At 47.6% G+C, this 15457-nt stretch carries 10 protein-coding genes; all 10 read left to right on the top strand.

All coding sequences use genetic code 11. From position 1 onward, the window contains the following. Positions 1 to 41 precede the first annotated feature (41 nt). The gene (locus GK108_RS04875; RefSeq protein ID WP_163943592.1) at positions 42 to 308 is read left to right on the top strand and encodes a NifU family protein; all 267 of its coding nucleotides are present in this window, start codon (positions 42 to 44) and stop codon (positions 306 to 308) included. 157 nt (positions 309 to 465) lie between these two features. Then, positions 466 to 2112 (top strand): D-alanine--D-alanine ligase family protein, encoded by a 1647-nt coding sequence (locus tag GK108_RS04870; protein ID WP_163943589.1) that lies wholly within the window; start codon positions 466 to 468, stop codon positions 2110 to 2112. A gap of 204 nt (positions 2113 to 2316) precedes the next feature. After that, positions 2317 to 4071, top strand: coding sequence for a phospho-sugar mutase (locus GK108_RS04865; protein ID WP_163943586.1), 1755 nt, complete (start codon positions 2317 to 2319; stop codon positions 4069 to 4071). Positions 4072 to 4261: 190 nt separating this feature from the next. Then, entirely contained in the window at positions 4262 to 7513 is a 3252-nt protein-coding gene (locus GK108_RS04860; RefSeq protein WP_163943583.1) for a SusC/RagA family TonB-linked outer membrane protein, read from the top strand. 82 nt (positions 7514 to 7595) lie between these two features. Further along, the gene (locus tag GK108_RS04855) at positions 7596 to 9323 is read left to right on the top strand and encodes a RagB/SusD family nutrient uptake outer membrane protein (RefSeq protein ID WP_163943580.1); all 1728 of its coding nucleotides are present in this window, start codon (positions 7596 to 7598) and stop codon (positions 9321 to 9323) included. A gap of 83 nt (positions 9324 to 9406) precedes the next feature. Then, on the top strand, positions 9407 to 10696 hold the full coding sequence (locus GK108_RS04850; protein WP_163943577.1) for a Gfo/Idh/MocA family protein: 1290 nt from the start codon (positions 9407 to 9409) through the stop codon (positions 10694 to 10696). A gap of 69 nt (positions 10697 to 10765) precedes the next feature. Beyond that, complete coding sequence (gene tsaE, locus GK108_RS04845; protein ID WP_163943574.1) at positions 10766 to 11188, top strand: tRNA (adenosine(37)-N6)-threonylcarbamoyltransferase complex ATPase subunit type 1 TsaE; 423 nt, start codon at positions 10766 to 10768, stop codon at positions 11186 to 11188. 58 nt (positions 11189 to 11246) lie between these two features. After that, complete coding sequence (locus GK108_RS04840) at positions 11247 to 12461, top strand: alanine dehydrogenase (RefSeq protein WP_163943558.1); 1215 nt, start codon at positions 11247 to 11249, stop codon at positions 12459 to 12461. Positions 12462 to 12577: 116 nt separating this feature from the next. Next, complete coding sequence (locus GK108_RS04835; protein WP_163943556.1) at positions 12578 to 12985, top strand: hypothetical protein; 408 nt, start codon at positions 12578 to 12580, stop codon at positions 12983 to 12985. 421 nt (positions 12986 to 13406) lie between these two features. Continuing rightward, entirely contained in the window at positions 13407 to 15407 is a 2001-nt protein-coding gene (gene gyrB / locus GK108_RS04830; RefSeq protein WP_163943554.1) for a DNA topoisomerase (ATP-hydrolyzing) subunit B, read from the top strand. Positions 15408 to 15457: the final 50 nt, after the last annotated feature.

Below are 15457 nucleotides of genomic sequence, written 5' to 3'. Positions count from 1 at the left end.
ATAAACCACAAATTGTAAATTTACCGTAAATCACAGTATTCATGGAAGCGGTAGTTAATAACGACCAACTGATTACAAGAATTGAACGCGCGCTCGACAGTATGCGGCCCTATCTGGCTGCCGACGGAGGCAACGTGAAAGTCCTGGAAGTAACCGACGATAAAACGGTTCGGCTTGAACTGGTTGGTTCCTGTGGCTCCTGTCCCATGTCGGCTATGACTTTCAAAGGTGGCCTGGAAGAAGCTATTCTGAAAGCAGTACCTGAAATAACGAAAGTTGAAGCTATAAATATTACGCCTGCCTTTTAGTAGATAGCTTAGTTTGTCAAAAAGTTGTTGTTATCTATATTACTTACGTAAGGCATAGTAGCTTTTTATATACATTTTGACCTATTGATTTTAGGCCGCCTGTCCGAAAACAGGCGGCTTTTTCGTTTCTTTGCGAATCGCATTATTCCTCAATTCAGTGAAAATAGGCATTTTCTTCGGTGGACCGGCGCGAGAGCGTGAGGTGTCGTATGCAGGTGGGCGCACAGCCTTGGCCAATTTAGATAAGGGCTTATTCGAGCCAGTTTTGATATTCGTAGATGGACGTGGCCGTTTTAGACTGGTTCAGCCCGATTTTCTCGACTACCCATCCTTACGTGATGCGTTGCCTCAGGATAGTTCCGGTTTTTCGGTTTATGATGAATCGCTGGATATAAACGTACTGGAAGCGACTCTGCCCGAAATTCGTCCCGAGCATTTTCGCAATTATTTTGACCTGGCCTTTTTGGCGATGCACGGTCCCGACTGCGAAGATGGTGCTATTCAGGGCTTACTGGAATGGTATAAAATGCCTTACACAGGCCCAGGATTAGTTGGCTCGGCAGTGGGTATCAATAAAATCCTCCAAAATGAACTGATTGCTCTGGCAAACGGGCAGCAGAAAAAAACGGCAACCATCAGCCGTGATGCCTACGAGCGGGCCGATAAAGCCCAGTTTTTCAATTCGTTAATCGAACACCTAGGCTTGCCAATCGTTGTAAAAGCTCCACATCAGGGATCATCAATTGGCGTAGCAATCGTACGTGAAGCTGATTTAGAAAAGTTCTGTCAGGCTGTTGAGCAATGCTTTTTCACGATGAGCATTCAACCCGATGGTTGGAGTAAGCTCAGTGCCTGGAACAACCTATCGGCCGGGGAAAAGCAGGAGCTAGCGCAAAAAATGGTCAGTCTGGACTCAGGAATTAGTTTTCCGGTTGTTATTGAACAGACAGGAGAAGTTATTCGCCATCCTGAGGCATTCATCCAACGACTGGACGAACTGGCAGGCTCAGCAATCACGTTGTCCTCGCTTAATGCCGAAGATGAAGTTCTGTTTGAGGAATTTATCAGCGGACAGGAATTCTCATGCGGAGTTATTCAGGACGACGATCAGATGGCTATCGCCCTACCGCCAACGGAAATTTATAACGTAACGAGCTTCGATTTTGAATCAAAGTACAAGCTCAACACGACTAAAAAGCGTATTCCGGTCGACACTACGTTAGAAAACAATCGCAAGATTCAGTTGGCCGTATCCGAAGTCTTCACTCGATTAGGCATAAACGTTTATGCGCGAATTGATGGTTTTCTTACGCCCGATGGCCGCGTACTGCTGCATGATCCGAATACGATTCCGGGCATGTCGCCTTCATCGCTTATATTCAAACAAATGGCTGAGATCGGACTGAATTTATCGAACTCGCTAACGTACCTGATTCGGCAATCACTGCGTGAACGTATTCGCACCGGAAAAGATACCTCTCATCTGAAACGATTACTGGCGGAACTTGATAATCAGCTTGCAAACCGTAAAGCCAATCCCTTACCCGACCAGGTTATTACGTTTGGCCCCATTGACGAAGAGTTTATCGGTGCCAAGCAACAGTACAATCAACTAGCTGCCTCAGGAACGGTACGTCCCGCCCTTATTTATCAAAAAAGCGAAGGTGAGTCATACCCGGTGCCTGTCCATTTTTTATTTAAAGACACGATCGCAGAACTTGACCTGGCCCTTAGTCAGCCACGCCATCCGTTACTAATTGAAACAGCTGAGCGAACAGCTCATATTACGTCACGGTATATATAAATAGTCAATAGTAGCACACTACGTTCCCGAAACCAGATTAACTGTACAACTGTCAGTTAGTCTGGTTTCGTTTTTTCTATACGACGTAGCGTCTCAGAGGATTCTGGCCATTCTATCGATGAAACTACCCTGAGGATTTGGCAGACAAAAGGGGAATTGTAACTTTGACGCCTAATCTACTAATGTATTAATCTGCCCTTTAGCATGACAACACCCCTTGACGCATCGACACAGCAGCGCGTTGACCAATGGCTCAGTGGAAACTACGATGCCGCTACAAAAGAAACGATCCAACATCTAATTGATTCAGGCAATATTACCGAGCTTACCGATTCGTTTTATCGTGATCTTGAGTTCGGCACAGGTGGCTTACGCGGTGTGGTCGGTGTAGGCTCCAACCGAATGAACCGTTACACTGTTGGCGCAGCTACTCAGGGGCTTTCGAACTATATCAACGCGGCTTTTCCCGATCAGGACATTAGCGTGGCTATCGCTCACGACAGTCGTCGGATGAGCCCTGAGTTTGCGCGATTGGTAGCCGACATTTTTTCGGCCAATGGTATCAAGGTGTATTTATTTAGCGCTCTTCGGCCAACGCCTGAACTGTCTTTCGCTATCCGCCAGTTAGGTTGCCAGAGCGGGATTGTTGTAACCGCTTCCCACAACCCTCCCGAATACAACGGCTACAAAGTGTACTGGAACGACGGTGCTCAGGTAGTCGCTCCTCACGACAAAGCTATCATTGCTGAAGTAAATAAAATTACCTCGGTCGATGACATCAAATTTGAAGGCGTACCGACAAAGATTCAGTTCATTGACGAAGAGATCGACGCGCCCTACATCGAACGGATTAAGTCTAACGCCGTCAATCCGGATGTTATCAAACGTCAGTCTGATCTAAATATCGTTTACACCCCTATTCACGGTACAGGAATTACGTTAGTGCCACGTGCCCTTGATGCGCTTGGCTTCACGAATGTCCATATTGTAGAAGAACAGGCAACTCCTGATGGCAATTTCCCGACTGTAAAATCGCCAAACCCGGAAGAGCGCCCAGCCATGCAGCTGGCTCTTGATCTGGCCCTGTCGATCAATGCCGATCTGGTTATGGCAACCGATCCGGATGCTGACCGTGTTGGTGCCGGTGCCCGCAATCACCACGGCGAGTTTGAGTTGCTGAACGGTAACCAAATGGCCAGCCTGATTATTTATTACCTCCTTAATGCCTGGAAAGATGCGGGCAAACTGACGGGCAAAGAATTCGTAGCCAAAACAATCGTAACCACTGATCTGATCGATCAGATGTGCGAGCGTTATGGCGTAAAATGCTATAATACGCTAACTGGTTTCAAATACATCGCTGAAGTTATTCGCGAGCTGGAAGGCAAGGAACAGTTTATAGGTGGTGGCGAAGAAAGCTACGGTTATTTAATCGGCGATTTTGTTCGCGATAAAGACGCTATAGCCTCCTGCGCGATGATTGCCGAGCTTACTGCCTACGCTAAAGATCGCGGGCAAAGCTTGTTCGATCTGCTGATGGCTATGTACCAGGAAAATGGTTTCTACTACGAAGCACTGGTTTCCCTAACTAAAAAAGGGAAATCAGGCGCTGAAGAAATCCAGCAGATGATGGCCGACTTCCGCGCTAACCCACCCAAATCCATCGCAGGCTCAGCGGTTGTTCGTATTGATGATTACAAAGCGCTTACCCGAACCGATGAGAGTGGACAGGCAAGCCCAATTGAAGCCGGTAAGATGGGTATCGAGTCGTCGAACGTATTGCAGTTCTTCACGGCCGACGGGACTAAAGTTTCGGCCCGTCCGTCCGGTACAGAGCCCAAAATCAAGTTTTACGTCAGTGTTCGCGAGCCACTGGAAAGCAAGGAAGCATTCGATAATACGTATGCACAACTGAAAGCAAAGGTTCAACGGGTTATCGACGAACTCCAACTCAATTAATACTAGTATTTCTACTTAGTACCAGTAATTTATTAACAACCCGACTTTTTGCACAAGTCGGGTTTTTTATTAGACAAAATTTATTTCATAAAAAATAAAGATAAATTGATTATAAAATAATCATTCATTACTTTAAGCATTAATACCCAAGCATTAGCTTGTTTATACTACCTATTCTAATTAAGATCTTATGATTTACAAACTTCTACGGAATGTGCGCAGCACATGGCCGCTGGTATTGGTATGCTGGCTTGTGTGCATAGAGGTGTTTGCCCAGGATCGTAAAATTACCGGTCGGGTTTTAGATGGCAACGACAATAATCCTCTGCCTGGAGCCAACGTTGTTGTCAAAGGGACCCAAACAGGCATGGTCACTGATGCTACGGGTCAATTTTCGCTGAACGTAGCTCCCGGACGCGATGTTCTTACTATTTCGGCCATTGGATATACCTCTCAAGACGTAACAATTGGCAGCCGTACAACGCTTACCATAACCTTAGTACCCGACATTAAAACGCTAAGCGAAGTCGTTGTAACGGGCTACGGTGCTCAGGCAAAACGTGATATTACGGGTGCCGTTGCAACGGTCGACTCCAAGCAACTTCTATCGGTGCCGTCAACCAACGTAGGCCAGGCTCTGCAAGGCCGCGTGGCCGGTGTGCAGGTCGGCAACGAGAACTCGCCAGGCGGTGGGGTTATGGTCCGTATTCGTGGATTCGGGACAATTAACGATAACTCACCACTGTATGTGGTTGATGGTGTTCCAACAAAAGGAAACCTGAATACGCTGAATCTGAACGACGTAGAAAGTATGCAGATTCTGAAAGATGCATCGGCGGCATCTATTTACGGTTCCCGGGCGGGTAATGGCGTTGTCATTATCACGACTAAAAAAGGAAAAGCCGGTAAGCCCAAATTCACCTACGACATGTACTATGGCTCGCAACGGCATGGTAAGCTACTCGATATGCTTAACACGCAGGAATATGCGAATCTGATTTGGGAATCCCGTAAAAATTCGGGCGTTGTGGGAGCTAATGGAAACCCAATCCATTCACAGTTTGGCAATGGAGCCACACCAGTGATTCCCGATTATATTCTACCTAGCGGAGCAATGGAAGGAGATCCACGCGTTGCCCAGAACGCCGATGGTACGTATAAAAACTACAACAACGATATTAACTCGCCCAATTTCCTGCTCATTACCAAAGCCAATAAAATAGGGACAAACTGGATGGAAGAAATTTTCCAGACTGCGCCCATCCAGAATCACCAGATAGGCGTATCGGGAGGTGGCGAAAACGGGCGTTACGCGATGTCGCTCAATTACTTCAACCAGGACGGTATTATGAAGTATACGGGCTACAAACGCTATTCACTACGCTCCAATACAGAATTCAACATTACCAAACGGATTCGGGCGGGTCAGAATTTTCAGATAGCCTATGGCGAGCGTATTGGCCAACCTAACGGAAACAACGCCGAGAGTAACCCTATTTCCTTCGCGTATCGGATTCAACCAATTATTCCAGTGTATGACGTAGCAGGAAATTTTGCGGGTACACGTGGTGGCGACCTCGATAATGCCTTCAACCCGATGGCTGACCTCTATCGAAACAAAGACAATGTACAAAAGGAAATTCGTCTGTTTGGTAATGCATTTGCTGAAGTCGACATTCTTCCTAACCTAACAGCCCGGACCAGCTTTGGGATCGATTATAACCTGTTTAACTATCGAAACTATTCCATTCGCAATATCGAAGCATCCGAAGCACGTGGCTCTAACAGCTTGCAAACCAGCAATAACTACGAATGGACCTGGACCTGGTATAATACGCTGACCTACAACGTCAATCTCGGCGACCGGCACCGATTTAATATCATCGCCGGAACCGAGTCTATCAAGAGCTATTATGAGTTCTTCGACGCCAGCCGGACCAACTTTGCCGTTGATGATGTTGAAAACCGCTACCTCAGCGCAGGAACCGGCGTACAGACCAATAACGGGGGCGCTTCGAACTGGCGACTGGCATCGGAATTTGCCAAAGTCAATTATGCGCTGGATGATAAATACCTACTTGATCTGACTATACGTAGAGACCGTTCCTCCCGCTTCGCACCTGAATTCCGGTCGGCTATATTTCCGGCGGCTAGTGCTGGATGGCGTATCTCAAAAGAAAACTTCTTTAAAACCACTACGTTTATCGATGACCTAAAAATCAGAGCCGGTTACGGACAAACGGGTAACCAGGAAATTGGCAACTATAACTCATTTACACAATTCAGCACCAACCCTATTACGTCGTTTTACGACATTAATGGTACGCGCACCTCAGCCGTTCCAGGCTATGAACTGACTCAGTTCGGGAATGCTAAAGCCAAATGGGAAACGACCACCAGTCTGAATATCGGTTTTGATGCTACGTTGCTTAAGAACCGATTGAACGTAGCCTTCGACTGGTATACCCGTACTACGTCCGACATGCTATTCCCGGTTCAGGCTCCCCTGACTCAGGGTGTGGCGACAGTGCCGTTCCAAAACATTGGCTCGATGCGTAACCGAGGTGTTGATCTGATGGTGAATTACAACGATAAAATCGGCAATAGCGGATTTACGTACAGCATCGGGGCCAACTTCAGTACGTATCGTAACGTAGTGACCAAAACTAACGGAGATCCCAGTACGCAGTATTTTGGCATCAACGATGAGCGGATTCAGAACTTCGTTGTTACCCAACAGAACTACCCGATTGCGTCCTTTTTCGGCTATACTGTTGACGGAATTTTCCAGTCGAACGAAGAGGCCAAAGCCCATCCTGTACAATTTGGGAATGCCGCTGCAGAGAACGTAGCGGGCCGGTTCAAATTCCGGGATGTCAATGGCGATGGCGTGATCAATTCTGGCGATCTTAGCATTATTGGCAATCCGCACCCTAATTTCAGCTATGGTGTGAATGTCAGCCTGAATTACAAAAACTTCGGACTGACGTTATTTGGGCAGGGCGTTGAGGGCAATAAGATTTTCAACTACACCAAATACTGGACCGACTTCCCAACGTTTGGGGGCAACCGCAGCACCCGGATGCTGTATCAATCATGGCGCCCTGGCAGCACCGATGCCATTTTACCACAGCTTCGTTCAAGCGATCAGGTTAGCATTCTGCCATCTACGTATTACCTCGAAAGCGGTTCGTATTTCCGCATGAAGAATATCCAGCTGACGTATCAACTCCCACAGGCATTACTATCGCGTCTGAAACTGGGCTCTACATCGATTTATATTCAGGGGCAAAACCTGTTTACAGTTACTAAATACTCTGGCATGGACCCTGAAGTTAATCTGCGGGCCTATTCAGCTGGAAACGACCGGCAAATTGGCGTCGACGGTGGCTCGTATCCAGTAGCGAAAACGATATTGGTGGGTTTAAATCTGAGCTTCTAAGATACTATCGGTTGTAGAGTATCTAATGGATGTACAAGAACAAATACATCATATACCCTACACCATACATAAAAACATTGTCATGAAAAAAATAACGGTTTCCATAACTATATTCTGTCTGGCAATCGCTACGGGCTGCTCCGACAAATTTCTGGACGTACAGCCGAAAGCAGCCTTAGCCGTTACGGTATTGCAAAACAAAGCCGGAGTCAATTCACTCCTGATTGGGGCCTATTCCTTGCTGGACGGCTGGGCAACTCCCGAAGGCGCTTATCGTTCCTACCAGTCCAGTGCAGACAACTGGGTGTTTGGCAGTGTAGCCTCTGACGATGCTTACAAAGGAACCATTGCCGGTGACCAGCCACCCATTTCTCTGATTGAGCAGGGCAACATTCAATCCGACAATATCTATTTCCGGGGTAAATGGCGGAGCGCGTACGACGGTATTGCTCGCTCGAATGACGTATTACAGGCCGTAGCCGTAGCAAAAGACATGACTGATGCCGAGAAAGCGCAGGTTATTGCCGAATCACGCTTTTTACGGGGCCATTACCACTTCGAGCTTAAGAAGATGTTTAATATGGTGCCTTACATCGACGAAAAAACGTACAACCCGAACGATCTGGAAAGCACTAAACAACCTAATAGCTCGGATATATGGCCTAATATTGTAGCGGACCTCAAGGCTGCCTACGATGTTCTTCCGGCTAAACAAACACAGGTAGGTCGCCCAACGAAATGGGCTGCGGCAGCGCTATTAGGCAAAGCCTACATGTTCCAGAAAAAATACGCCGAAGCTAAAACGTTACTCGAAGCGGTGGTAGCCAGTGGCCAGTATCGACTCATGGATCGTTACCACGACAACTTTAAGGCCGTTACCAACAACAATGCCGAGTCGATTTTTGAGGTTGAACACTCTGTTAACGATGGAGCTTCGGGCGGTGAAAATGGTAACGTTGGCGCTACGCTCAACTACCCTTATGGTGGTGGTGGCGTAACAACCTGCTGCGGTTTCTTCCAGCCCTCACAAAATCTAGTCAATGCGTTCAAAACCGATGCAAATGGATTGCCTCTGCTCGATACGTTCAACGCAACCGATATCACCAATGATCAGGGGATTGAGTCAACGGCTTCTTTTGCGCCTTACACAGGCACCGTTGACCCTCGGCTCGATTGGACAGTTGGTCGTCGGGGTATTCCATTCCTGGATTGGGGCGTTCATCCAGGCAAAGCCTACGTTCGCGATCAGTCGTATGGTGGTCCTTACTCCCCCAAAAAGCACGTTATGTATCGGTCAGATGTCGGCACGAACACATTCGCCGGTAATCCTCGCCTGAATGCCAACAACTACCGTATGATTCGCTATAGCCATGTTCTCTTATGGTTAGCCGAAATTGAAGTAGAGATTGGCGATCTAAATAAGGCACGGACTTATGTCAACCAGATCCGTAAGCGAGCTTCCAACCCCGACGGTTTCGTAAAAAATGCGGACGGAACAGCAGCTGCGAACTACGTAGTAAAAGAATACTCCGCTTCCTGGGCTGATCAGGCTACTGCTCGTAAAGCCGTACAGTTCGAAGAACGACTTGAGTTTGGTATGGAAGGCCATCGCCGATTCGATCTGGTACGTTGGGGCATTGCTGACCAAACGCTTAATAGTTATTACACCGCCGAATCCAGCAAACGGATTTACTTGAAAGGTGTTACGTTTACGAAAGGCAAACACGAATATTTCCCCATTCCAATTCAGGAGATTTTCAATAGTAAAGTAAACGGCAAAGAAACATTGCAACAGAATCCTGGGTATTAATCCGGGCGAATCAACATACAAGTGGTTAGCTGGCAAGTAAAGGTTGCCAGCTAACCACTTTTTGCTTGTAAACTTCTGCCCTTATGACTGACTCTTCCTATCGCCCTAACCGCCGGACGTTTATCAAACAAGCCGCTGGCCTTGCTACGTTCTACATTGTTCCCCGTCATGTGCTGGGCCGTGGCTTTTTGGCCCCCAGCGACCAGATTTCGCTCGGTTTCATTGGCCTTGGCCGACAAGCGAATGGCCTTCGGGGGCAATTCCTTAAAAATGAAGCCCGCGTCATGGCGGCCTGCGATGTCGATAAAACAAAGGTCACCGCTTTTTCCGAAGCCGTCAATAAACATTACGCCGAAAAAGCCGATAAAAGTGCCTACAAAGGTTGCCAGTCCTACGACGATTTCAGAAACCTACTCCAGAATAAAGACATTGACGCGGTTGTTATTGCTACGCCCGACCACTGGCATAGTGCGATAGCGATAGCGGCCGCCAAAGCTGGCAAAGATATTTATTGTGAAAAACCTCTGTCGCTCACCATTCAGGAAGGCCGCGATATGGTGAAAGCCACTCGCAAATACAAACGTGTTTTTCAGACCGGCAATATGCAGCGATCCTGGCCTGAATTTAGACAGGCTGTGGAATTGGTACGTAACGGCTACATTGGACAGATAAAAACCGTCAACGTAAATGTAGGCGGGCCTCCCCGTGATTTTGACTTAGCCGCCGAGACGATTCCGGCTGGACTGAACTGGGATGCCTGGTTAGGTCCCAATACGATTGAACGCCCTTACAACAACGTATTAAACCCATCACTGACCGACACGTTCTGGGGAAAATGGCGCGATATCCGCGATTTTGGCGGTGGTGGTATGACCGATTGGGGGGCTCACATGTTCGATATTGCGCAGTGGGGACTCGACATGGACAACTCAGGCCCAACCGAACTCGTTCCCGGAAAAGAGGGTAAAGGGTTGGTGTATCGCTATGCGAATGGCATTGAAATGAACCATACGCCAGTAGAAGGTTTTCAGTTTTGTCAGTTCATTGGTTCAGAGGGAGAAATAAAAGTAGGTCGGAAGAACCTGACAACAACGCCTGCTTCTCTGAAAGACAAGATAATCGGCGAAACAGAAAAACGGGTTTATTTCAGCGACAACCACTACAAAGATTTTCTGGATGCCATTCGTAGCCGAAAAAACCCAATCTCCGACGTAGAGGTTGGCCATCGTACGGCATCGGTCTGCACGCTGGGCAATATTGCCTATCAACTCGGGCGGCCACTACGCTGGAACCCCGAGAAAGAGCAATTTGTAAATGATGCCGACGCTAATAAACTGTTAAGTCGACCAATTCGCACGAAGTGGACCGTATAAAATAGTATCTTTACAGACCGTTCGTGTCAGAACCGGTATGCGGATGCGGTTTGTGTAGATAATTTATTCATGACAGTACAATTTCACCAGCTCGCCGAATTAGATGCTGTAGCGCATAAGCTATTGGCAGAAGGGCGAGCTTATTCAGTATGGCTGTTTGAAGGTGATATGGGCGCAGGTAAAACAACACTTATCAAGGCTTTGTGTCGAGCGTTGGGTGTCGTGAGCATGGTGCAGAGTCCGACCTTTTCGATTGTTAATGAATACACCACTCACGAAGGTCATTCCGTATATCACTTCGACTGTTATCGGTTACGGAATGCCGCCGAAGCACTCGATATTGGTATCGAAGAGTATTTCGATTCGGGCGATTACTGCTTTGTTGAGTGGCCGGAACGTATCGAATCGTTATGGCCTGCTACGTATTATCAGGTTAACCTTTCTGCCGACCATTCCGGTCGTCGAACAGTAAAAACTCTATTAGTAGACTAGTTTACGGTTACGAGTCATTAGTACCTGACTGCAACTGAAAACTGAAAACTTCTTACGCGTGACAGGATTTGAGGAATTGGCCAAACAAACGGCCCTATATCCAAAGGAATCACCGCTGGCCGTAAAAACCAGTCGGAACAGCCTATCTATTGGTTTACCTAAAGAAGTATCGCTTCAGGAGAGCCGTATAGCGCTTACGCCGGAAGCCGTATCTATTCTGGTTCGCAACGGCCATAACCTGATCGTTGAAAAAGGAGCGGGCGAAAAAGCGAAGTTTTCGGACAACGAATACAGCGAGGCTGGCGCCCAGATTGCTCAGTCTCCCCAGGAAGTCTACAATGAAGCCAATCTGATTCTTAAAGTAGAGCCACTGGTTGAGTCCGAATTTGCCTATGTAAAGTCGGGCAGTACGGTTATTTCGGCCCTGAACCTGCCGTCGCACGATCGGGCTTATTTTGAAAAAATCAACAGCAAGCAGCTCACTACGTTCGGCTACGAATACATTGAGGATCAGGCCGAAAATATGCCTATCATTCGTTCGATGAGCGAAATTGCGGGCAGTGCGGTGATGCTCATCGCAGGCGAATACCTAAGTAATGCGGCTAACGGACGAGGCATTATTCTGGGTGGTATTACTGGCGTTCCTCCTACCAAAGTAGTTATGCTGGGAGCCGGTACGGTTACTGAATATGCTGTTCGTACGGCATTAGGCATGGGCGCCGACGTAAAGGTTTTTGATAAGCATCTGTACAAGCTTCAACGGCTTAAATACTCGGTAGGCCAGCACATATATACCTCTATTATTGATTCTGATACGCTTGCCGAGGCTATTCAACGGGCCGACGTAGTGATTGGTGCTATGCGGGCCGAAGACGGCCTAAGCCCTATAGTCGTAACGGAGGAAATGGTGGGCCGTATGAAGCCCGACTCCATCATCATCGACGTTTCTATTGACCAGGGCGGTAATTTTGAAACCTCCCGCATGACCACCCACAAACAGCCGACGTTTAAGCATCAGGGAGTCATTCACTATTGCGTGCCCAATATTGCTGCCCGGGTTGCCTATACCGCCAGTATGGCACTGAGCAACATCTTTTTGCCATTCCTGCTGGAAACCGGCACCAATGGTGGCATCGAGCAAATGATGTATGCGAACCGTTGGTTTATGAAAGGTGTTTATGCACATAAAGGGACGCTTACCAACGCCTATATCGCCCGGAAGTTCAACATGCGCTTCAAGGATCTGGATCTGTTGCTGGCGGCCCGATTTTGAGTTATAAAGTTTATGGTTTATCGTTTTCGGCTTATAGTGGCTAACGCAAGGTAATTTCCGACGCGTCAGCCACCATAAACAAAAAACGATAAACCATAAACGACAAACTGAGAACCATGATCAATCATAGTAACGAAAATACACTACTCGACGACGCTAACTCTTACGATGTAAATAAAGAGTTAATGGGAGCAATTTCATCGGATTTTGTGAAAGTAGCCGATCAACTGAAAGAAGCTTCCTACCAAATCAGGAAACGAGGCTTCTCAGAGCACCCGGTTTTTGTGGCTTCGCGCCGGGACGTACCGGTGGGTCAGTTGCTTATCGGTGTTAACGAAGTGGCCGAAAATCAGTGGAATTATAAAGCTTCGTTCATTGACGAATTCATTCAGCGTGCGCTGATTGGTCCGGAGTCAGTTGACCTTTGGAAAGAAAACTATAAGAACCCCGACGAATATTGCTGTCTGTTTGTCGTACACGGAGATTTTGCCGGATTTGTATATATCCCCTATCCGGAAGATTAGTCTTACATCGATCAAATTCTCATAAGCCGGGCCTCTGCGACCCGGCTTCTTTTTTTCCTTTCTATCCCCTTTTCTAGTTGTATTCTACGTCGACTCACGGCGAACATAACGTTTTCTCGAATAATACTTTTTCGAGAAAACGCCCTGGCCCCTACTAGCCCTGACCCAAGCGATTTCGAGTGCTACGCTACCAAAGCCAATACGCCTAAAAAATCAGCGAAAACAGACCATAAGCCAATCAAAATCCACTACTTATTCTCTGTATTGCAAGGCTAAATTATTTTGCGTATATTAAGGCAATCTTATCCAAAAGGGTAGGAAAAGACAACTATTTTTTGTATTTTTACAATCTATTAGGCTCAGCTGAGTGTGTTGTTTATTGAGCCATAAACAACTATTTCTGACACGCTCTTATTCCGATATGACCAACGAAATCATTGACGCAGAAGCCCCAGTTGAAACCGCGTTAGGCAATTATGGAGCCGATAACATCCAGATTCTGGAAGGCCTGGAAGCCGTTCGCAAACGCCCTGCCATGTACATTGGCGACGTTGGTATTCGCGGCTTGCATCACCTCATCTGGGAAGTCGTTGATAACTCTATTGACGAAGCGCTGGCGGGCTACTGCGATAAAATTACCGTAACGATTAATCCTGATAACTCTATCACCGTACAGGACAACGGTCGGGGGATTCCGACGGGTATAAACACCAAAACAGGCAAGTCAGCCCTGGAGGTTGTTATGACCGTACTGCACGCCGGTGGTAAGTTCGATAAAGATACCTATAAAGTCTCTGGCGGTTTGCATGGTGTCGGCGTTTCCTGCGTCAATGCCCTGTCGACTGATCTGCGCGTGGAAGTTCACCGCGAAGGCAAAGTATTTGAGCAGGAATACAAAATTGGTATTCCGCAGTACGATGTTCGTGTTATTGGAGAGGCCGAAGACACCGGAACTACCGTTCATTTCAAGCCCGATGCCAGTATCTTCACCGAGACTGTGTATCGGTATGAAACTGTTGCTGGTCGACTACGTGAATTAGCCTTCCTGAACAAAGGCATCCATATTTTCCTGAAAGACCTTCGGGAGCTGGACGAAAACGGCGAGCCAGTCAATCAGAATGATTTCTTCTCAGAAGGTGGTCTGGTCGAATTTGTTCAGTACCTGGACGAAACGCGCCCAGCACTTGATGGGATGAAGCCGGTTTACATGGAGTCGGACAAAGGCTCTACGCCGGTGCAGGTTGCGCTGGTGTATAACTACGAAGCCGGAGAGAACGTACTGTCTTACGTCAATAATATCAATACGCATGAAGGTGGTACGCACGTACAGGGCTTCCGCTCTGCTCTGACCCGGGTACTTAAAAATTACGCCGATAAGAATCCCGGTGTTTTACCTAAGAACGCGGGTAAAGTAACCTTCAGCGGTGAAGACTTCCGCAAAGGATTAACGGCTGTCATCTCCGTAAAAGTTGCGGAACCTCAGTTTGAAGGGCAAACCAAGACTAAACTGGGTAACCAGGACGTAGTGAGCGCTGTTAGTCAGGCAATGGCCGACCTGCTCGAAACCTGGCTGGAAGAAAACCCCAAGACGGCGGCCGGTATCGTGAAGAAAGTACTGGTGTCGGCTCAGGCACGTATTGCGGCCGACCTGGCCTACAAACGGATCATGACCGAACGGAAGGACTTTATGGGCGGCATGGGTCTTCCAGGAAAATTAGCGGACTGCTCTGATACGGACCCCGAGAAATGTGAGCTTTATCTCGTAGAGGGAGACTCCGCTGGTGGAACCGCTAAACAGGGACGTAACCGGGCTTTCCAGGCTATTTTGCCATTACGTGGTAAAATCCTGAACGTAGAGAAAGCCATGGAGCACAAAATCTACGAGAATGAAGAAATTAAGAATATCTGGACAGCTCTTGGCGTTCGGCTCGAAAAGAAAGACGATGAAACGATAATGAATCTGGACAAGCTTCGTTATCACAAAATCATCATCATGACTGATGCCGACGTTGACGGAAGCCACATCCGGACGCTAATTCTGACGCTGTTCTATCGGAACATGAAGGCGTTGATCGATAATGGTTATATTTATATCGCTCAGCCTCCTCTCTATCTGGTAAAGAAAGGGAAAGAAGAACGGTATTGCTGGACCGAAGCCCAGCGAGAAGCAGCCGTTAAAGAATTGGCAGGCGCCGGTCGTGAAGAAAGTGTAGGCGTACAACGGTACAAAGGTCTTGGAGAAATGAACGCCGAGCAGCTTTGGAGTACTACGATGAACCCGGACACCCGTAGCCTGAAAATTGTAACGGTTGAGTCGGCCGCCGATGCCGATCACGTATTCTCAACCCTGATGGGCGATGAGGTCGCTCCCCGACGCGACTTCATCGAACGAAATGCGAAATACGCCCGAGTCGATGTTTAACCGAATGATAACACAGAGCGGGCTTTTTAGCCCGCTTTTTTGTTTTATTT

It is taken from the genome of Spirosoma terrae, from assembly GCF_010435915.1.
GTDB classification, from domain to species: domain Bacteria; phylum Bacteroidota; class Bacteroidia; order Cytophagales; family Spirosomataceae; genus Spirosoma; species Spirosoma terrae.
The sequence above is the reverse complement of the archived record's forward strand: the minus strand, read 5'-3'. Positions and strand labels throughout refer to the sequence as shown.